Source organism: Hyphococcus formosus, from assembly GCF_046736345.1.
In the GTDB taxonomy this organism is placed as follows: domain Bacteria; phylum Pseudomonadota; class Alphaproteobacteria; order Caulobacterales; family Parvularculaceae; genus Hyphococcus; species Hyphococcus formosus.
Genome location: NZ_CP157210.1, coordinates 972,164 through 990,173, shown reverse-complemented (window position 1 = coordinate 990,173; position 18,010 = coordinate 972,164). Strand labels below are relative to the sequence as shown.

Genomic DNA, 18,010 nt, shown 5'->3' with positions numbered 1-18,010 from the left:
TCATATTTGCTGCGGCGCAATAAATACAACTCACAAATCGTCGTCCCGTTTCGAGGTTTCATAAATCTATCATAGGCTAGGGATTGCGCAGAAACGGGAGAACAGCCATGCGGTCTACCTTAGTTTCGATATTGAGTTTCACGGTTTTCATACAAACAGCCTCGGCCCAGATGTCGGTTACGACCGTGGGCGCGACCGAGGCAATGGCATGCTATCAGGACGCGTCCAATCAATTCTCGTCAGACACGGCGAATTGTGACGCTGCGCTGGAGCGGCGCGATATGACCCGCGCTGACCGTAAAAAGACGCTCGTCAATCGCGGTGTCATTCTTAATCGTGCTGGTCAATATCAACGCGCGCGTCTGGATCTAGATGCAGCGATTGCCCTCGATGAAACCCTAGCTGAAGCATTTCTCAACAGGGGGAACAGCTATTATCTCGGCCTCGATTATGACAATGCGCTTTCGGACTATGAACGCGCCTTGGCGCTTTCAATAAATAAGCCGTGGGCCGCGTGGTATAATATCGGCCTCGTCTATGAAGCCACCAAGAAACCGGCTAAGGCAATCGAAGCCTATCAAAACGCCTTGGATGTGAATCCAAATTTCACTCAGGCCCAAAAGAAACTGGAGAAACTACGTTGAGTTTTCTGACGCATCTTGAATGTTCATATACCGGCAAAAAATACGAAGCGGGCAAGCCGCATAATTTGTCGGAAGCGGGTAAACCACTATTGGCGCGCTATGACCTTGATGCGATTAAGGGAGCCATTACCAAAGAGGAGCTTTCAAAACGCACCGAAGGCTTTTGGCGCTACCGGGAGTTTTTACCGGTGGCAGAGCCGGAAAACCGTGTGTCACTTGGCGAAGTCGTCACCCCCCTGATCCCGCTTAAAAAGATGGCGCGGAAAGAGGGCCATACGGGCGAATTGATCGTCAAGGACGAAGGCCGGTTGCCAACGGGATCATTCAAGGCGCGGGGCTTATGTCTTGCGGTATCAATGGCCAAGGAATTTGGCCTCAAACATCTCGCTATGCCAACCAATGGCAATGCAGGGGCGGCACTGGCCGCCTATGCATCAGCCGCCGATATGCGCACAACAGTTTTTTGCCCCGATGACACGCCGCGCGTGAATATTGAAGAGATCGCGTTTCAAGGCGCAGATGTTTACACCGTGAACGGATTAATTACCGATTGCGGAAAAATCGTCGGCGAAGGCAAAGAAAAAGTCGGTTGGTTCGATGTTTCAACCCTGAAAGAGCCCTACCGGATCGAAGGCAAGAAAACCATGGGCCTAGAGCTGGCCGAACAATTTGGTTGGGAGCTGCCTGATGCAATTTTCTATCCGACCGGCGGCGGTACGGGCCTTATCGGGATGGCCAAGGCCTTCGACGAGTTGGAAGCCATCGGCTGGATCGGGTCAAAACGACCAAAGCTAATCGTCGTGCAGGCATCCGGTTGCGCGCCTATCGTCAAGGCTTGGGAAGAGGGCGTCGAGCACGCTCCTCTATGGGAGAATGCAACGACTGCGGCGGCGGGGATACGGGTTCCGGCAGCGGTTGGTGATTTTCTAATATTGCGCGCCGTACGCGAGACAAATGGGTTCGCGATTGCAGTCGATGAAAAAGATATATTCGATAGCTGGCGCGAAGTCGCGCGCGATGAAGGGTTTTTGTTATGCCCCGAAGGCGCAGCAACCTACGCGGCCTATCGACAGGCGTTAAAAACCGGGCAAATTGCGAAATCGGACAAAGTCGTTTTATTTAACTGCGCAACCGGTCTTAAATACCCCATGGCGAGCGATAGCCAAACAATCGACCGTACAAAGCCTATTGATTACGATCAGTTTTAAGCCATTTTCTCGGGGGAGAGGCGCATGACGGGCATTCAAGCGATATTGGTTGTAATCATGCGCCTATGGGCGGCGGCGACGTTTGCTGCAAACCTCCCATCGACATTATTTTATTTGCCACCACTTTTAACTTCGTCGTGGGAAGAGATTTTGCACGATGGTTATTTTTCCCTTGTTGCGAATATGGGATTACAGTTAGCCCTTGCCATATTTATTTGGTTTGCCGCTCCCGTTTTGGCAAGGCGAACGATCAAGTCCGACGGCGGTCTAAATTTGAATGTCGACGCGCGGATGTTAGTCTCTATCGGGAGTTTCTTGATTGGATTCTCGCTGATTATCGGCAAGCTTCCCCTGATTGCTTTTGATTTAATAAGGTTTTTGAACGAGCCCTCACGACAATTTAATGGCGAGCTTAATCGTGATGTTCTTTCATTCGAATTTTGGCCGAATCTAGCTGTTGTCGTTGTCGGTTTTTGGATCATGCTCCAGCCAATTCGATTAGCCAGCGCGTTCATGTATCTCCGCAATGTCGGATCGCATCAGAAAAAAGATTAGATTTTTTGCTTGACCGCTGAGCGAAAATCGAAACATTAGAACCCTACAAAAGAGGGTACTCAGACCAGTGAACAATTAAAGCTAGATCCGTTTTTCAGGTGCCGCGCGATGCGCACTCTGCCGAATTTTCTTCCGGTGGCGGATTTTACATATATCCTGAAATTTCTGACTTTGAGGTTCATTTATGTCTGATATCAAACGGGGCCCGAACCCCGATCAAACCCATCCAATGCAAGGCGTTAATCAGGTCGCGTTTCTAAAACCGATTGTCGATCACCCAATGATCGAGATTGGCGAATATACCTATTACGATGATCCGGCGGGCCCGGAAAACTTCCTCGCCAATTGTGTGCGTTACCATTTCGAGCATATGGGCGACCGGCTAAAGATTGGTCGGTTCTGCGCGATTGCGACCGGTGCAGAATTTATCATGAATGGCGCGAACCACGCGCTTGATGGCTTTTCGACATATCCCTTCGCGATCTTTGGCGAAGGGTGGGAAGACCCTGATGCGGATTGGGCCCGCGGGTCACGCGGGAATACGACCATCGGTAATGATGTCTGGATCGGCACCAATGCTGTTATCATGCCCGGCGTGACAATCGGTGACGGCGCAATCATCGGCTCCTATTCCGTGGTGGCCCGTGACGTACCGGCCTATGGCATTGCGGTTGGGAATCCAGCGCGGACGATCAAGCGCCGTTTCGACGAGCAAACCATCGCGCGGCTTTTAGAAATCGCATGGTGGGATTGGCCTTCGGATAAGATCACGCGCAACCTATCGGCTATCCGCGCCCAAGACCTAAGCGCGCTTGAGGCGGCAGAGTAGCCGCATGAATTAACCCTTCATCATGCGCGAGGGTTAACAAGGCACGATCAATGCATATCCGACCTTATGGAAAAAGGGCGGGTCATCATTGCGGGTGTGTGTTTCTCGATTGCGGGTTTGGGCGCGATGGGCCAACCCGTGATCGTGCGCCCCGGTGCCTGCGCCGCGCAGGATAGCTATTTATTGGCGCGAAATAGCGGCGCAATCATCAATATTAACCTAACGGATCCGCAGCAGGGCGAGAACGATGTCATCGTTTTCCGCCAGCACGGCCTTGATGGCTGGGCAAGCCAACGGCTTTTGACCCGGTTTGACCTACGGCTCGAGGAAAATGGGCCAACCTTCCGAAATTCAGGCGTATTTTGTAGGGGGACGCAATGAAAATGGGCGTTTTCATCGTGATTATGGCTGTCCTTTATTGGGGCATCGCCAGTTTTGCGCAATCCATGCTGGCCGCATCAGAGCCATGTGACGCGAGCCAACCAATGTGGGCCGAGGCGGGGCCCCAGAGCGAGCTTTATCTGGCGCAGGCCGGCGTCGTAACGGCAAACGGACAGGGTTGCGCCGAATAGTCATTGCCGCCGATGAGCGCTGAGGCGCGCAAAGGGTTTCCACTTCCGGCGAAAACGCTCTAGAAGGCAAACCGAAGCAGCAGTTTTGGTTACCTATATGCGTCTAAGCCGATATTACTTACCCGTTCTCAAAGAAACGCCGTCAGAGGCGCAGATTGCATCGCATCGTCTGATGTTGCGCGCCGGCATGATCCGCCAGGAAGGCGCGGGCATTTACGCGTGGCTGCCGCTGGGCTTTCGGGTTCTCAAGAAAATCGAACAGATCGTCCGCGAGGAACAGGACCGCGCCGGTGCCGCCGAGATGTTGATGCCGACGATTCAGCAGGCTGATCTATGGCGCGAAAGTGGTCGCTATGACGCCTATGGCAAAGAGATGCTCAGAATTACTGACCGTGCCGACCGCGAGATGCTGTTCGGCCCGACCAATGAGGAAATGATCACTGAGATTTTCCGCGCGGGGGTTCGTTCGTATAAAGACCTGCCGAAACTGCTTTACCATATCCAGTGGAAATTCCGGGATGAGATCCGTCCGCGTTTTGGCGTGATGCGCGGCCGTGAATTCCTGATGAAGGATTCCTATTCTTTCGATATCGACGAAGAGGCGGCGCGTAAAAGCTATTACAAAATGTTCGTGGCTTATCTGCGGACATTCGCACGGTTAGGCGTCAAGGCGATTCCGATGCGCGCCGATACGGGGCCTATCGGGGGCGATCTCAGCCATGAATTTATCGTGCTTGCCGAAACTGGCGAGAGTGCGGTTTTCTGTGACAAGCGCCTCGTTGAAATGGATACGCCTAAAAAGGATGTTGACTTTGACGGCGATCTAAAACCGATCTTTGATCAGTTTACGTCGCTTTATGCCGCCACGGATGAGATGCACGACAAAGCGGAGTTCGATAATGTCGATGCAAAGCATCAGGTCTCTGCGCGTGGGATCGAGGTTGGGCATATTTTCTTCTTTGGCGACAAATATTCAAAGCCAATGAAGGCCGTAGTTGCCGGCCCAGATGGCAATGAAATTCCTGTGCAGATGGGGTCTTATGGCGTTGGTGTCTCGCGCTTGATGGGTGCCATCATCGAAGCCTATCACGACGAAAATGGCTGCAAATGGCCAATCCCGGTCGCGCCTTATCAGGTCGGGTTGGTCAATCTCAGAACAGGCGACGAAGCCTCCGATGCGGCGTGTGAAAAGCTTTATGCCGAGCTCACGTCAAAAGGTGTCGAGGTTCTTTATGACGACACGGCCGGGCGCCCCGGTGAGAAATTTGCGCGGATGGATTTGATCGGCCTTCCATACCAGCTCGTTATTGGGCCACGCGGTCTCGACAAGGGCGAAGCCGAAGTCAAGAATCGCTCTACCGATGAACGCGAAACATTTGCGATTGATAAAGTCGGTTCCGTTTTAGCTGAACGGATCGCCGAAGCACTCGATTACGCATAGGGCGCAAAAGCATGGCCAGTCAGCAACCGTCGTCACCGGGTAAAACGAAGCCCTTTTCGTTTTTCGAATGGATGGTGGCTCGGCGCTATCTGGGGGCGACGCGAACCGGGCAGGGCGTCTCCCTGATCACGCGCATTGCTTTTGTCGGGATCATGCTGGCTGTTGCTGCGCTGATAAGCGTCATGTCTATCATGCAGGGCTTTCGTTTGACCCTGCTGGATCAATTGCTTGGGGTGAATGGTCACGCCCATGTCAGCGCAGAACAATCAATCGCTGATTATGACTCAATGGCGAAAGCCCTTGCCATCACACCCGGCGTGACATCGGCCACGCCACTAATTGAGCTTCCGGTCTTTGTGAGTGCAACTGGCGAAACAGGCATGGTCGTTCGTGGGGTCCGCCGTGAAGACCTGTTAAAGAATTCATATGTAACGGGGCCGGAGCATGTCGTTGATGGCTCGTTCGAGAATTTTGGCGTCGGCGATAAAGGGGGGCTGGAGATCGCTCTCGGCAGCCGCATTGCAAGCCAGTTAGGCGTCCGGGCGGGCGATCCTGTCACGCTTATATCAGGTCAAGGTCCAGAAACCGCGTTTGGTCGAACGCTGCGCCGTAAAACCTATACGGTCGGCGCAATTTTTCATGTTGGCAACGCTGAATATGATGCGATTTATGGCTTCATGCCGCTTGAACAAGCGCAGCTTTTCTTTGGTTTCGGTGAAAGCGTTCAACAGATCGAGGTCATGGTCGAAGACCCCGAAAAGATAAAGTCTTATCGTGACGTTTTGATGGCGGTAGGGCCGGGCCTTCGCGTAATGGATTGGCAGCAAAAGTTTCAAAGTTATTTCAATGCGCTTCAGATCGAACGATTTGCCATGCGTCTGGTTTTGTTTTTAATCATCATTGTTGCGACACTGAATATCGTCACCGGCTTGATTATGTTGGTGAAAGATAAAACCGGTGATATTGCCGTTCTACGAACAATGGGCGCAACGCAAGGATCGGTTTTGCGGATCTTCCTGATCTCCGGCACGATGATTGGAACGCTTGGCACGCTTGCGGGGATCATTTTGGGATCTCTTTTTGTATTGAACATTGACGCGATTGAGAACGGTCTTTCGGCGCTATTCCAGACCGATCTATTCCCCGCAGAAGTTTATTACCTCGATGGCGTGCCTGCAAAACTCGAAGTGACAGAAGTCCTTTTAATCACCGGCTTCTCGCTCTTTATGTCGTTTTTATCGACACTCTACCCCGCATCCCGCGCCGCCCGTTTAGACCCGGTAGAGGCTCTGCGTTATGAGTAAACGAGACACCGTACTCCGCCTCGAGAATGTCGCTCGCCATTATGGTGATCTCGTCATCGTCGAGGAAATAAACTTTGCGCTTCGCGCTGGCGAAACTGTCGCGTTGTTAGGGCCATCCGGTTCGGGCAAGTCATCGCTATTGCATATCGCAGGATTGCTAGAAACCGCATCGGCGGGCGAGGTGCACATTCTCGGCCAGCCAACGTCGAAGCTCAGTGATGCGGATCGGACCCATATTCGCCGCAACACACTCGGTTTTGTCTATCAGTTTCATCATCTCTTGCCGGAATTCTCCGCCCTTGGAAATGTGGCACTGCCTCAGCTCATTGCTGGGATCAAAAAGCAAGAGGCCGAGCAAGAAGCGCGGCGGTTGCTAACCTTGATGGGGCTCGGGGAGCGCGTCGATCATCAGCCGGGTCAGCTATCTGGCGGTGAGCAGCAACGCACGGCGATTGCGCGGGCGCTTTCGAACCGACCTGATATTTTGTTGGCGGACGAGCCGACAGGAAATCTCGACCCGAAAACGTCCGACGTTGTTTTCGATGCGTTGTTAAATTTGGTGAAAACCGAAGGGCTAGCCGCATTGATCGCGACCCATGATCAACGTCTTGCAAACCGCATGGATAGAATATTTGTAATTCGTGATCAGCGGCTCATCGAAGAGCAAAAACCAGCTTAGACCCGCGCCACAGAAAACTGCGATACATTCGTCGTGCCGGCTTTGAAACCAGCTTCGCAATAAGCGAGATAGAACTGCCATAGCGACTTAAACCGGTCATCAAACCCGAGCGTTTGAATCGTATCCCATTTTGACAAAAATCGCTGATGCCATTCATTCAATGTGCGGGCGTAATCCTGACCAAAGGGATTTGCTTTCCGAAGGGACAAACCGGATTCATTGATCAAGTTTTTCAGAATTGACTCGCTCGGCAAAACGCCGCCGGGGAAAACATAGCGCTGAATGAAATCGGTTGATTTTGAATAATGATCGAAAAACCGGTCGGCGATTGTGATAATTTGAAGGCCCGCAATACCGCCAGGCTTTAAGGCATTACGGACTTTTTCAAAATAGGTGTTCCAATATTCTTTGCCGACAGCTTCGAACATTTCAATTGATGCGATCTTGTCGAAAGTCGCGTCGCTATCGCGATAGTCCTGTAGTCTGAAATCAACCTTCTCCGCCAAGCCCGCATTAAAGATGCGTTGTTTCGCATAATCATATTGCGCCGGTGAGACTGTCAGGCCCGTAATTCGTGCGCCATGTTCTTTAGCAGCGTATTCCGCAAAGCCGCCCCAACCGGACCCAATTTCAAGAACGTGATCGTTTTCTGAAAGATCGATAGATCGGGCAAGGTTCTCATATTTGTAAATCTGTGCGGCGCTCAAATCGGCATCCGGTGTCGGAAACAATGCCGAGGAATAGGTCATCGTTTGATCGAGCCATTCTTGATAGAAATTATTTCCGAGATCATAATGCGCCATTATATTTCGGCGCGATCCTGCTTTGGTGTTCTTGTTCCAAGCGTGGCGAATATTGTTGATGAGGTCCCAGATCGGTGATCCTGTGAATGCATTTTGAATATGATCCGCATTCCGAGCGAATATATATAAGCAATCCGCTAAATTTGGAGTGGTCCAATCGCCATCCGCAAAGCTTTCGTAAAAACCTATGTCGCCACCAATAAGCACGCGCCGCGCAAATCGAAAATTCTTGACTTCAATTACTCCAACCGATGACGGCTCTTCATCACCAGAAAATGTGAGCCGGTTCCCGTCTGGAAGAATAATATCCAGACGGCCATAGCGTATTTTATCCGCAATTTTTAAAAGCTGCCGGAAAGCAAATGGAAATTTTGAAAAATCCAGATCTACGCTATTCGTATTCGTCATTTTTCGCTCCTGCAAAAACGTTATTTGCGTCCGTTGCAAGATCGAACACCTTTACTTGCCTTTAATCTCATTATAACCGGCAAGTGCACGATCTCGAGCTACGGCGTGGTCGACGATAGGTTTATTATAATTGTTTCCGAGCGTTATGCCAGCCTCTTGCAGCACATGCTCAGGCGCTTTCCACGGTGAATGAATGTATTTATCGGGGAGGTCTTTTAGTTCGGGTACAAATTCGCGCACATAGTCACCATGGGGATCGAATTTCTCACCCTGAGTGACAGGATTGAAGATTCGGAAAAATGGGGACGCATCAGCACCTGAGCCCGCAACCCATTGCCAACCCGCAGAGTTGTTAGCGAGATCCGCATCGACCAACGTATCCAGAAACCAGGTTGCGCCTTGCTGCCACGGTATAAGCAAGTCTTTAATGAGAAAACTCGCTACGATCATCCGTACCCTGTTATGCATCCACCCGGTTTGCCAAAGTTGACGCATGCCGGCATCGACGATGGGGTAGCCGGTTTCGCCGCGCTGCCATTTCCAAAGTGCTTTGGTGTCTTTACGCCAAGGGAAAGATGTGAACTCCTTACGCAGCGGTTTCTTTGGCAGGGAAGGATTGTAATACAGTAATGAATATGAAAATTCGCGCCATGCGAGTTCGGACAGGAATTTGTAGCCAGCACTTTGCAAAAACGCATCCGCGTCTATACCCAACTTTACAGCATTCCAAATCTGATTAGGGCTGATCTCGCCGAAATGGAGATAGGGCGAAAGTCGCGAGGTAAACTCTTTGTCCGGCCTGTCGCGCCCTTCGGAATAGCTATCGATTTCATCATCAAGAAATTCATTCAGCCTATTCATTGCTTCGGTTTCACCGGGCTTCCATTGCTCGGCGATACCGTCTGCCCAGTCAGGATTGGTGGGTTGGAGCTGCCAATCCTTGAGGTTTTCACTCGAAATATTTTTTGGACTTTTCAATTTTTTAGGCTCGGGAAGAATTTTCACGCGATTAGGCCCGGCTTCCTTTAGCTTTTTCCAGAATGGCGTAAATACCCGATAGGGCGTCCCGGAACCGGTTTCGATTTCCCAAGGCTCACGCAAGAGGGATGCGTTGAAGGTTTCAACATTTATTCCGGCATCGGATAATGCGGTTTTTAGCTTTTTGTCAGTATCAACTTCGGGCTTATAATATCTACGGTTCCAATAGACGGCCGATGCGTTTGTCTCTTTGATAAGTTTGCGGATTATGTCGCTTTCGTCACCGCTGCGTAATATCAGTTTAGAACCAATATTTTTGAGCCGATCATTCAAAACCGACAAGCTCTCATGCAGCCACCATCGCGATGCGCCACCGGGCGCATAACGCAAATTTCGATCATAAATGTATAGCGGAATGACCGGCGCATCTAACTTTGCAGCAGCCGAGAGGGCAGGGTTGTCAGCAATGCGGAGATCATTGCGAAACCAAACGATGATAGGGCTTTGTTTCATTTATGTATTATTCGCACTGTTAACGCCGGGTGGACCCGGCTTGTTCGATTCGGTATTGGTAGACACGCAGATGTTTCATGCAGGCTTAGTCTTGTGAACGTTTGGGTGGGGGATTTAGATGAGTGTTGCTGCAATTATATCCGTTTCTGGATTGGCTGATTTTTTGTCGGTAAATGAAACTGCTCTGGTGAGCGGTTTGTTCATTGGAACATTGGCTTTCTTTATTGGTTCCTTAATCGTCGCCATTATGACGTTGAGGGCATCTTCGCATGCCCGTTCAACCCTTGCCGAGGCCGAAGACCTCGTCGCGGGTCTGAAAAGTCAAATGTCGGAAATGCGCGATTTGACCGGTCAGGTTGAGCGCGCTTGGCAAGACCTGGCTGATCGTCAGGCGGCGTTATCAGCTCAGTTGAAATCGCACGAACCTACACCCGTTGCCGGAAACACTTCCCAACTGGCACCCGAGCCCGCAAGTAACGAACAACGCACCGAAGATTTAGATGATAAAGATTTAGCAGCAGCACGAAGCGCGGCGACGGAGCCGCGATCGCTTTTGCGCGGTTTACTCAACCGGCGTTAAATCACACCGATCGACAAGCAATCATGGACATGGACAATACCGATTGGTTTTTTGTCCTCGATTACAAATAACGCAGTAATTTTATTCTTGCTCATATAAGAGAGGATATCACCCGCGAGCGTGTCGGCTTCTGCAGTACGCGGATTTGTTGTCATGATGTCTGCGGCGGTCTTGGCGTCTAGTCCACCTGACAGGTGACGGCGAATGTCGCCATCAGTGATAATGCCTTTAAGCAACCCCTCATCATTCACGATGCCGACGCATCCAAATCCGCCGTTAGAAATCACGTCGATAATCTCTGGCATGGATGCATCGGGATGACAAAGCGGCAGGGCATCTTTTCCGTGCATAAGGTCGCTGGCGCGGCGTAATGCAGCCCCTAACTTTCCGCCGGGATGGAACCCTTTAAAGTCACCGGCGGTAAACCCACGTTGTCGCAATTTGGCGACGGCGAGCGCATCCCCGAGCGCCATCATCATGGTCGTTGAAGTCGTTGGCGCAAATGTTTGCCCGCAGGCCTCCTCCGCGTCCGGAAGAATAAGCGCGACCGTAGCGCTATTGGCCAATGCCGAACCGGGGACGGCAGTAATTGCGGTGATCGGAATATCAAAGCGCGCCGCATAAGCGAGAATATCACCGAGTTCGGCGGTCTCACCGGATTTCGACAATGCGAGAATGACATCGTCCTTGGAAATCATACCGAGATCGCCATGGCTTGCTTCGGCAGGATGCACGAACATTGCCGGTGCCCCGGTCGATGAAAAAGTCGCGGCAATTTTTCTGGCAACATGACCGGACTTACCCATTCCGGTGACGACGATCCGTCCCTTTGCGCCTCCCAATAGCGCCACAGCGGATTTAAAGTCCTCGCCCAGCGAGTTTTTCAGGGCTTCCAGCCCGGCGATTTCCTGTACAATGACGTCGCGGGCGATATTCAAGGGATCAATCATTTGACTATATTACCGTTCGAAAACTTGCCCATTTGGGGCGCTCGGGCCATGTACACTCATCACCGGAATCGCCCGGAAAATTCAAGTTAACGGAGCTTCACCATGCCCGAAAATGGCAAGATTGTCGAAATATCGGCCAAAGCCGGAGATGTCTCGATCGGCAATCACCTGCCGTTGTCTGTTTTTGCGGGACCCTGCGCCATGGAAAGCCGCGATCACGCGCTTGAATGCGCTGGCGCGTTAAAAGAAATCGCGGCGCGGTTAGGCATTGGTCTTGTCTATAAATCGTCCTTCGACAAGGCAAACCGAACCAGCGCAAGTTCTGCGCGCGGGATGGGCCTTTCGCAAGCGCTCGATGTCTTTGCGGAAATTCGCGAGACGACGGGCCTGTCGGTCGTGACCGACGTCCACGAGCCGGGTCAATGCGCAAAAGTGGGCGAGGTCGTGGATGTAATCCAGATCCCCGCATTTCTTTGTCGGCAAACCGATTTGCTCGTCGCCGCGGCGAAAACAGGGAAAGTGATCAAGATCAAAAAGGGGCAGTTCCTCGCCCCGTGGGATATGAAGAATGTGGTCGCGAAAGTGCGTGAAGCCGGAAACGATAGGGTGGTTGTCACCGATCGCGGCACGAGTTTCGGATACAACACTCTTGTAAGCGATTATCGCGGCTTACCGATAATGGCGCGGGAAACTCAATGCCCCGTGGTTTTTGATATTACGCATTCGGTGCAAACGCCTGGCGGCGCAGGAACGACATCAGGCGGCCAACGGGAATTTGCGCCGACCCTTGGACGCGCCGCTGTTGCTGTTGGGGTTGCGGCCGTATTCGCCGAAACCCATCCGGACCCTGATGCCGCGATGTCTGACGGGCCGAATATGATTCCCATGAGCCAGTTCGAAGCATTTATCAGTGATCTGTTAGAGATCGACAAAATCACGAAAAAACGCGCGTCGCTACATGGTTACGTCTAAGCGCCATAATCCGGCCTATAATTGCTGTTATCTAGAATGCAGAAGGCAGTGCAATGAAACAGGCTCTTACAGTTTTTTTGATTTTCATGCTCTGCGCATGCGCGACGAGCGATAAGATGTCATCGGAAACACGTGGCGGAATTCCGTTTTTGGTGGGATCAACGCTCATTGACGGTATTAATACTGATTACATAGCCTTTATCGACAACGGAAAACCCAATCAAGTTATCGAGCACTATCAACTGGAAAACCGAGGCGAGGGGTGGACCGTATACGAATATACTGGTTCTGGCTTGAGAGCCTATCAGGCATGGTCACGAGTTCTCAGCGACAATGGTGCGCCGTCGGACGGTTGGTATGAGCAGAGTTTCGACATTGCATTTGACGGCGAAAAGATCATACACGCGCGGAAGACACTGAACGGAAGACCAACCGAACCGGATGAACATGAGCTAAGAGCCGCTTTCTCATCCGGGCAAAGGTTATTTGAGCGATTAAGCGCAGAGTAGTTACTGCGCGAGTTGAAGTTCCGTGATTTCGGTCAGGACCGTATCACCGCATAGGACCATAATTGACCGATATAGATCTGCGATTGCCGGGCCTGAGTAAGAAACAGATTCGGTAGTAATGACCTGAGTGACCATGCCGGATGGCGGCGTGGCCTTGATAATGAGCCGCTGGGTAGGGATGGCGCTTCGGTCCGCAACTCCGGCGATCATTTCGATCTCATAACCCGGTGTCGGCAAATCAATCTCGCCCGTGACATGCAAGGAGCGCGTAGCGTCAGGACCCGGCATTGCGTTTATCCAGGCATTCCAATTCCGACTTGCGATGACTGGACAATCATTGGCTTGGCTCATTTCACCGTCCTCGGATGCGGCGACCTCTTCGGTTTCCGTGGTGGCGGATTGCTCGTTTTCGCCCGTTGCGGCCTGGTTTCCGCATGCCTGCACCGCGAATAACGAAACAATGCCAATAAGATAATTCTGTTTTCGCATCTTATACCTCACCCTTGAAATGGCTGCGCAAGAATTCGCTCGTTCAAAACCTAACATGTTCGTCACCCCGTCATAGGGTACCGGTCCCGGCAAAACATGAAAAAACTGAAAGTTTTCAGTTGTTTAGAAAAAGTTATCCACGCCTTTTTCTACGGCCTTATAGTATCCGCAATCGCCTTTGGAGAAATCAACGGGAAATCTAACGAAAACGCCCAGAAAATCGGGGTTTTGACTTGCGCCGAAACGTAAGAGGTCGTATAGGCCGCGCCATCTCACACGCGGCGTGATCCTCAGTGATCCGGCGGGCTTTTGGGCTTTGTCGGTAATTCCACGCGCCGCGGCGGTCAAAACTGAAGGAGTCATAGGAAAATGGCATTGCCAGAATATTCCATGCGTCAGCTATTAGAAGCTGGTGTACATTTCGGCCACCAAACACACCGGTGGAACCCAAAGATGAAGAACTACATCTTTGGCGAGCGTAACGGCATTCACATCCTCGATCTATCGCAGAGCGTTCCATTGCTTCATCAAGCACTCGTCAAAGTGCGCGATGTTGTTGCTGGTGGCGGTCGCGTTCTTTTCGTTGGTACGAAGCGTCAGGCACAGGGCCCAGTCGCAGAAGCCGCACGTCGTTGCGCGCAGTATTACATGAATGTGCGCTGGCTCGGCGGAACGCTGACAAACTGGGAAACGATCTCAAACTCGATCCGTCGCCTAAAAGAGATGGAAGAACGTCTTGCTGGTGGTGGCGCAGGTCTCACCAAAAAAGAAATTCTACAACTCAGCCGCGAACGCGAGCGTCTTGAAGCATCACTTGGCGGTATTCGTGAAATGGGCGGTCTGCCGGATCTGATGTTCGTCATCGACGTCAAAAAAGAAGCGATCGCAATTCAGGAAGCACGCAAACTCGGCATTCCAGTGATCGCAGTTGTCGATACAAACTGCGACCCTGATAATATCGACTATGTGATCCCGGGTAATGACGACGCATCACGCGCGATCTCGCTCTACTGCAATCTTGTGGCAGACGCAGTGATCGACGGCATCGGCGAAAGCCAAGCTGCGCTGGGCGTTGATCTTGGCGAATTCGACGAAGTCCCTGCGGAAGCAGCACTTTCTGAAAAGCCAGCTGAAAGCGGCGACAATTCAGACGCCGCTTCTGCCTAAGGGCGCGTAAAGCGTCAAAGAACACAAGGCGGGCGCGGTTTAAAGACCAACGCCCGCCTTTCGCAAAACGCGAATAAAATTGTGACAAAACGCGCCGATATAGGCGCTGAACGAATCAAACAAAGGAGCAAACCAATGTCTGGCATTACCGCAGCGACAGTGAAACAATTGCGCGAAATGACCGGCGCCGGCATGATGGACTGCAAAACCGCTTTGCAGGAAACCAATGGCGACATGGAAGCGGCTGTAGATTGGCTTCGTAAAAAAGGTCTTTCCAAAGCTGCGAAAAAAGCAGGCCGTACAGCATCAGAAGGTCTGGTTGCTGTTGCCGTTGAAGCAAACGCTTCAGGCGCAACTGGCGTTGTTGTCGAAGTGAACTCAGAAACAGACTTCGTTGCACGGAACGAAATCTTCCAGAACATGGTTCGCGATATCGCTCAGACGGCATTGTCAGTTAATGGCGATCTCGAAAAACTTCGCGCTGAAAAATTCCCAGGTGCTGACAAATCTGTAGACGAACATATCGCAGAGATGGTTGGTCAAATCGGCGAAAACATGAACCTGCGTCGCGCGCAGGGCATCGTTGTCGAAGAAGGCGTCGTTGCAAACTACATTCACGGTCAAGCAGCAGACGGTCTTGGCAAAATCGGCGTTCTCGTTGGTCTGAAATCATCGGGTGACAAAGCCAAGCTCGAAGCTGTTGGCAAACAGATTGCGATGCATGTTGCTGCGGCACGGCCGCTTTCAAGCCGGATCGAAGATCTTGATCCAGAAGTCATTGAGCGCGAGAAAAGCGTTCTCGCCGATCAGGCTCGCGCATCAGGCAAACCAGAAAACATCATTGAGAAAATGGTCGAAGGTCGCCTTCGTAAATTCTACGAAGAATCTGTCCTGCTTGAGCAGATTTTCGTTATCGACGGCGAGACAAAAGTCGGTGCCGTTCTCGAAAACGCGGCAAAAGATGTCGGCGCTCCAATCGAACTCGTCGGCTTTGCCCGCCTCGAATTGGGCGATGGCGTCGAGAAAAGCGACGACGAAGACTAAAAATGGCGCTGTCGGCGTTTGACGGCGGCAGCCAAACGCTTCAAAAGCGCCGCGTGGGGCAGTCCTTCGCGGCGCTTTTACATATGTATAGTAAGCGCCGGGGCTGCCAAATTACCAAGTAGGCAGTAGTGTAAAAGGGCGCGACTCAGAAGGCTGACACCATGACCCAATCATCCACCGAGAAAAGCTCCGCCTCCCTTAGATATCGTCGGGTTTTGCTGAAAATCAGCGGTGAGGCTCTGATGGGGCCCGGTCAGTATGGAATCGACAATGAAACCGTCAGCCGGATCGCCAATGAGATAAAAGAAGCCAAGGAACTGGGCGCAGAAATCTGCCTCGTTATTGGCGGCGGTAATATTTTCCGCGGTGTATCGCCGGCCGCGCAAGGTATGGAGCGCGCCAGCGCCGATTATATGGGCATGCTGGCCACGGTCATGAACGCGCTGGCAGTTCAGAATGCGCTTGAACGGATTGGCCTCTATACCCGCGTTTTATCAGCGATTGAGATGACAGCGATTTGTGAGCCCTATATCCGCAGGCGGGCGCTCCGGCATATGGAAAAAGGCCGGATCGTGATTTTCGCCGCCGGTACCGGCAATCCGTTCTTCACGACAGACACCGCGGCAGCGCTCCGCGCCGCAGAAATGGGATGCGACGCCCTGTTGAAGGGAACTCAGGTTGACGGGGTGTATTCAGCAGATCCGAAATTGGACCCTGACGCCGAGCGTTTTGAACATTTGTCCTATCACGAGGTCCTGATGCGGGATCTCAAAGTCATGGATCAGGCAGCGATTTCACTTACCCGGGAAAGCGATATTCCGATTGTGGTTTTCCCAATTGGCGTTGGCGGCGGCGTCGTTGGCGCATTGACGGGCGAGGGCGCTTCGACCGTAATTAGCGATCAAAAGCCATAATCTGAACAAGACAGAAGCCGATTTTCACCGTAAAATCAGGCGATAAGAAACTTAGGAGAATATACGGCATGAGCGGTTTTGATATTAAGGATTTACGCAAGCGTATGGACGGCGCGATTGCGGCACTCAAATCTGAATTTTCTGGCCTTCGGACCGGTCGTGCCAGCGCTAGTCTGGTCGAGCCGATCGACGTCGACGCCTATGGCTCCAAAATGCCGATGGTCCAGGTCGGCACCGTAAGCGTCCCTGAGCCGCGCATGATCTCGATCAGCGTATGGGACAAAGGCCTCGTTGGAGCTGTCGAAAAGGCGATCCGTGAATCGGGCCTGGGCGTGAACCCGGTCGTCGACGGCCAGAGTGTTCGCGTGCCGATCCCACCGCTTACGGAGGAACGCCGGGTCGAGCTTACCAAAGTCGCAGCGAAATATGCGGAACAGGCCAAAGTCGCGATCCGCAATGTTCGCCGCGAGGGAATGGAAGCCGTGAAAAAAGAAGAGGGCGGCGAAGACGAGCAGAAGAAGCTGTCTGACGACGTTCAAAAGCTCACGGATGAAATGGTGAAAAAAGTGGACGAAGCCCTCGCCCACAAAGAAGAAGAAATACTGCAAGTATAATTGGGATAAGTTTTGTGCCACAGGAATGCGGATGTGAGTTAGGCAGGCGAGAAATGGCGCCAATTCGGTCATGACCGCTATACCTGCACATTCCCAATCTGCCCGGCCGGAAAAAGGCGATCTCAGCCCGCCAAAACATGTTGCCATCATCATGGATGGGAACGGTCGGTGGGCAAAGGCGCGGGGTCTGTCGCGTACGGAAGGGCACAAGGAAGGGGTTCAGGCCGCGCGTCGCTGTGTCGAAGCGGCCCGTGATCTCGGCCTCACACATCTAACGTTATATTCATTTTCTACGGAAAACTGGCGGCGGCCAGCCGGTGAGATCCGCGATCTTATGGGTTTGCTGCGCGAATTTATCGTTGGTGATCTGCCACGGCTAAAAAAAGAAAATTGTCGTGTACGGATTATTGGTGATCGCGAGAACCTGTCGCTTGATCTGCGGGCCTTGGTGAACAAGGCTGAAAAAGAAACATGCGATAACACGGCATTTCTTCTGCAGATCGCATTTAACTATGGCGGTCGCGATGAAATAAGACGCGCGGCAAAGTCTTTAGTAGAAGACGTTAAATCCGGATCTCTGCAACCAAAAGATATCGATGAAAAGACTATCGCTGGTTATCTTGATACTGACGGTGTGCCTGACCCTGATATTGTAATTCGCACAAGTGGTGAAAAGCGCGTTTCGAATTTCCTGTTATGGCAAGCCGCTTATGCGGAGTATATTTTTCTAGATGTCCTTTGGCCGGATTTCAGCAAAAAGGAATTCGCGGAAGCCATCGAGGAATATTACAACCGCGAGCGTCGCTATGGCGGCGTCGGCACGAGTTAGGGACAAAA

At 51.9% G+C, this 18,010-nt stretch carries 21 protein-coding genes; 17 read left to right on the top strand and 4 right to left on the bottom strand.

Annotated elements, in window-relative coordinates; translation table 11 throughout:
• Nucleotides 1–107: 107 nt before the first annotated feature.
• The 9 genes from ABFZ83_RS04605 (at nt 108) to ABFZ83_RS04565 (ending at nt 7,232) form a co-directional block, all read left to right on the top strand.
• The gene (locus tag ABFZ83_RS04605; protein ID WP_411818255.1) at nt 108–644 is read left to right on the top strand and encodes a tetratricopeptide repeat protein; all 537 of its coding nucleotides are present in this window, start codon (nt 108–110) and stop codon (nt 642–644) included.
• The gene (locus tag ABFZ83_RS04600) at nt 641–1,852 is read left to right on the top strand and encodes a threonine synthase (protein WP_411818254.1); all 1,212 of its coding nucleotides are present in this window, start codon (nt 641–643) and stop codon (nt 1,850–1,852) included. Before ABFZ83_RS04605 ends, ABFZ83_RS04600 begins: the two co-directional genes overlap by 4 nt.
• Nucleotides 1,853–1,909: 57 nt before the next feature.
• Entirely contained in the window at nt 1,910–2,407 is a 498-nt protein-coding gene (locus ABFZ83_RS04595; RefSeq protein WP_411818253.1) for a hypothetical protein, read from the top strand.
• A 184-nt stretch (nt 2,408–2,591) separates the two neighbouring features.
• Entirely contained in the window at nt 2,592–3,236 is a 645-nt protein-coding gene (locus ABFZ83_RS04590) for a CatB-related O-acetyltransferase (protein ID WP_411818252.1), read from the top strand.
• A gap of 66 nt (nt 3,237–3,302) precedes the next feature.
• Nucleotides 3,303–3,617, top strand: a complete 315-nt coding sequence (locus ABFZ83_RS04585) for a hypothetical protein (protein WP_411818251.1) — start codon at nt 3,303–3,305, stop codon at nt 3,615–3,617.
• Nucleotides 3,614–3,808, top strand: coding sequence for a hypothetical protein (locus ABFZ83_RS04580; RefSeq protein ID WP_411818250.1), 195 nt, complete (start codon nt 3,614–3,616; stop codon nt 3,806–3,808). The genes ABFZ83_RS04585 and ABFZ83_RS04580 overlap by 4 nt, the downstream gene beginning before the upstream one ends.
• Nucleotides 3,809–3,905: 97 nt before the next feature.
• Nucleotides 3,906–5,249, top strand: coding sequence for a proline--tRNA ligase (proS, locus tag ABFZ83_RS04575; protein WP_411818249.1), 1,344 nt, complete (start codon nt 3,906–3,908; stop codon nt 5,247–5,249).
• Between the two features lie 11 nt (nt 5,250–5,260).
• Nucleotides 5,261–6,553, top strand: coding sequence for a lipoprotein-releasing ABC transporter permease subunit (locus tag ABFZ83_RS04570; RefSeq protein ID WP_411818248.1), 1,293 nt, complete (start codon nt 5,261–5,263; stop codon nt 6,551–6,553).
• Nucleotides 6,546–7,232 carry an ABC transporter ATP-binding protein gene (locus ABFZ83_RS04565; protein WP_411818247.1) on the top strand — a complete coding sequence of 229 codons (687 nt, stop codon included), beginning with the start codon at nt 6,546–6,548 and terminating at the stop codon, nt 7,230–7,232. The genes ABFZ83_RS04570 and ABFZ83_RS04565 overlap by 8 nt, the downstream gene beginning before the upstream one ends.
• Here ABFZ83_RS04565 and ABFZ83_RS04560 read toward each other — a convergent pair.
• Nucleotides 7,229–8,443 (bottom strand): class I SAM-dependent methyltransferase, encoded by a 1,215-nt coding sequence (locus ABFZ83_RS04560; RefSeq protein WP_411818246.1) that lies wholly within the window; start codon nt 8,441–8,443, stop codon nt 7,229–7,231. The two genes, ABFZ83_RS04565 and ABFZ83_RS04560, sit on opposite strands and share 4 nt — an antisense overlap.
• A 51-nt stretch (nt 8,444–8,494) precedes the next feature.
• Nucleotides 8,495–9,934 carry a cryptochrome/photolyase family protein gene (locus tag ABFZ83_RS04555; RefSeq protein ID WP_411818245.1) on the bottom strand — a complete coding sequence of 480 codons (1,440 nt, stop codon included), beginning with the start codon at nt 9,932–9,934 and terminating at the stop codon, nt 8,495–8,497.
• 118 nt (nt 9,935–10,052) lie between these two features.
• Here ABFZ83_RS04555 and ABFZ83_RS04550 point away from each other — a divergent pair, with 118 nt between their 5' ends.
• Nucleotides 10,053–10,514: a hypothetical protein gene (locus tag ABFZ83_RS04550; RefSeq protein WP_411818244.1), complete on the top strand. Its 462-nt coding sequence runs from the start codon at nt 10,053–10,055 to the stop codon at nt 10,512–10,514.
• Here the strand turns inward: ABFZ83_RS04550 and ABFZ83_RS04545 are convergent.
• Nucleotides 10,511–11,464, bottom strand: coding sequence for an SIS domain-containing protein (locus ABFZ83_RS04545; RefSeq protein WP_411818243.1), 954 nt, complete (start codon nt 11,462–11,464; stop codon nt 10,511–10,513). The genes ABFZ83_RS04550 and ABFZ83_RS04545 overlap by 4 nt on opposite strands.
• Before the next feature lie 102 nt (nt 11,465–11,566).
• Here ABFZ83_RS04545 and kdsA point away from each other — a divergent pair, with 102 nt between their 5' ends.
• Nucleotides 11,567–12,436, top strand: a complete 870-nt coding sequence (kdsA, locus tag ABFZ83_RS04540) for a 3-deoxy-8-phosphooctulonate synthase (protein WP_411818242.1) — start codon at nt 11,567–11,569, stop codon at nt 12,434–12,436.
• Nucleotides 12,437–12,552: 116 nt separating this feature from the next.
• Entirely contained in the window at nt 12,553–12,945 is a 393-nt protein-coding gene (locus ABFZ83_RS04535; protein WP_411818241.1) for a hypothetical protein, read from the top strand.
• Here ABFZ83_RS04535 and ABFZ83_RS04530 read toward each other — a convergent pair whose 3' ends face one another.
• On the bottom strand, nt 12,946–13,434 hold the full coding sequence (locus ABFZ83_RS04530; protein WP_411818240.1) for a hypothetical protein: 489 nt from the start codon (nt 13,432–13,434) through the stop codon (nt 12,946–12,948).
• Nucleotides 13,435–13,803: 369 nt separating this feature from the next.
• On the opposite strand from ABFZ83_RS04530, the gene rpsB reads away from it, so the two are divergent.
• From rpsB to ABFZ83_RS04505, 5 genes are all read left to right on the top strand, one after another.
• A complete protein-coding gene (gene rpsB, locus ABFZ83_RS04525) occupies nt 13,804–14,601 on the top strand; it encodes a 30S ribosomal protein S2 (RefSeq protein WP_411818239.1) in 798 nt (265 codons plus the stop codon).
• A gap of 135 nt (nt 14,602–14,736) precedes the next feature.
• Nucleotides 14,737–15,645, top strand: a complete 909-nt coding sequence (tsf, locus tag ABFZ83_RS04520; RefSeq protein ID WP_411818238.1) for a translation elongation factor Ts — start codon at nt 14,737–14,739, stop codon at nt 15,643–15,645.
• 161 nt (nt 15,646–15,806) lie between these two features.
• The gene (gene pyrH, locus ABFZ83_RS04515) at nt 15,807–16,559 is read left to right on the top strand and encodes a UMP kinase (RefSeq protein ID WP_411818237.1); all 753 of its coding nucleotides are present in this window, start codon (nt 15,807–15,809) and stop codon (nt 16,557–16,559) included.
• Nucleotides 16,560–16,627: 68 nt separating this feature from the next.
• Nucleotides 16,628–17,173 (top strand): ribosome recycling factor, encoded by a 546-nt coding sequence (gene frr / locus ABFZ83_RS04510; protein ID WP_411818236.1) that lies wholly within the window; start codon nt 16,628–16,630, stop codon nt 17,171–17,173.
• A gap of 70 nt (nt 17,174–17,243) precedes the next feature.
• Entirely contained in the window at nt 17,244–18,002 is a 759-nt protein-coding gene (locus tag ABFZ83_RS04505) for an isoprenyl transferase (protein ID WP_411818235.1), read from the top strand.
• Nucleotides 18,003–18,010 lie beyond the last annotated feature (8 nt).

Coding starts and splice junctions, on each gene's coding strand:
- ABFZ83_RS04605 (WP_411818255.1), top strand. CDS start 108: ATGCGGTCTACCTTAGTTTCGATATTGAGTTTCACGGTTTTCATACAA.
- ABFZ83_RS04595 (WP_411818253.1), top strand. CDS start 1,910: ATGCGCCTATGGGCGGCGGCGACGTTTGCTGCAAACCTCCCATCGACA.
- ABFZ83_RS04590 (WP_411818252.1), top strand. CDS start 2,592: ATGTCTGATATCAAACGGGGCCCGAACCCCGATCAAACCCATCCAATG.
- ABFZ83_RS04585 (WP_411818251.1), top strand. CDS start 3,303: ATGGAAAAAGGGCGGGTCATCATTGCGGGTGTGTGTTTCTCGATTGCG.
- ABFZ83_RS04580 (WP_411818250.1), top strand. CDS start 3,614: ATGAAAATGGGCGTTTTCATCGTGATTATGGCTGTCCTTTATTGGGGC.
- proS (WP_411818249.1), top strand. CDS start 3,906: ATGCGTCTAAGCCGATATTACTTACCCGTTCTCAAAGAAACGCCGTCA.
- ABFZ83_RS04570 (WP_411818248.1), top strand. CDS start 5,261: ATGGCCAGTCAGCAACCGTCGTCACCGGGTAAAACGAAGCCCTTTTCG.
- ABFZ83_RS04565 (WP_411818247.1), top strand. CDS start 6,546: ATGAGTAAACGAGACACCGTACTCCGCCTCGAGAATGTCGCTCGCCAT.
- ABFZ83_RS04560 (WP_411818246.1), bottom strand. CDS start 8,443: ATGACGAATACGAATAGCGTAGATCTGGATTTTTCAAAATTTCCATTT.
- ABFZ83_RS04555 (WP_411818245.1), bottom strand. CDS start 9,934: ATGAAACAAAGCCCTATCATCGTTTGGTTTCGCAATGATCTCCGCATT.
- ABFZ83_RS04550 (WP_411818244.1), top strand. CDS start 10,053: ATGAGTGTTGCTGCAATTATATCCGTTTCTGGATTGGCTGATTTTTTG.
- ABFZ83_RS04545 (WP_411818243.1), bottom strand. CDS start 11,464: ATGATTGATCCCTTGAATATCGCCCGCGACGTCATTGTACAGGAAATC.
- kdsA (WP_411818242.1), top strand. CDS start 11,567: ATGCCCGAAAATGGCAAGATTGTCGAAATATCGGCCAAAGCCGGAGAT.
- ABFZ83_RS04535 (WP_411818241.1), top strand. CDS start 12,553: ATGTCATCGGAAACACGTGGCGGAATTCCGTTTTTGGTGGGATCAACG.
- ABFZ83_RS04530 (WP_411818240.1), bottom strand. CDS start 13,434: ATGCGAAAACAGAATTATCTTATTGGCATTGTTTCGTTATTCGCGGTG.
- rpsB (WP_411818239.1), top strand. CDS start 13,804: ATGGCATTGCCAGAATATTCCATGCGTCAGCTATTAGAAGCTGGTGTA.
- tsf (WP_411818238.1), top strand. CDS start 14,737: ATGTCTGGCATTACCGCAGCGACAGTGAAACAATTGCGCGAAATGACC.
- pyrH (WP_411818237.1), top strand. CDS start 15,807: ATGACCCAATCATCCACCGAGAAAAGCTCCGCCTCCCTTAGATATCGT.
- frr (WP_411818236.1), top strand. CDS start 16,628: ATGAGCGGTTTTGATATTAAGGATTTACGCAAGCGTATGGACGGCGCG.
- ABFZ83_RS04505 (WP_411818235.1), top strand. CDS start 17,244: ATGACCGCTATACCTGCACATTCCCAATCTGCCCGGCCGGAAAAAGGC.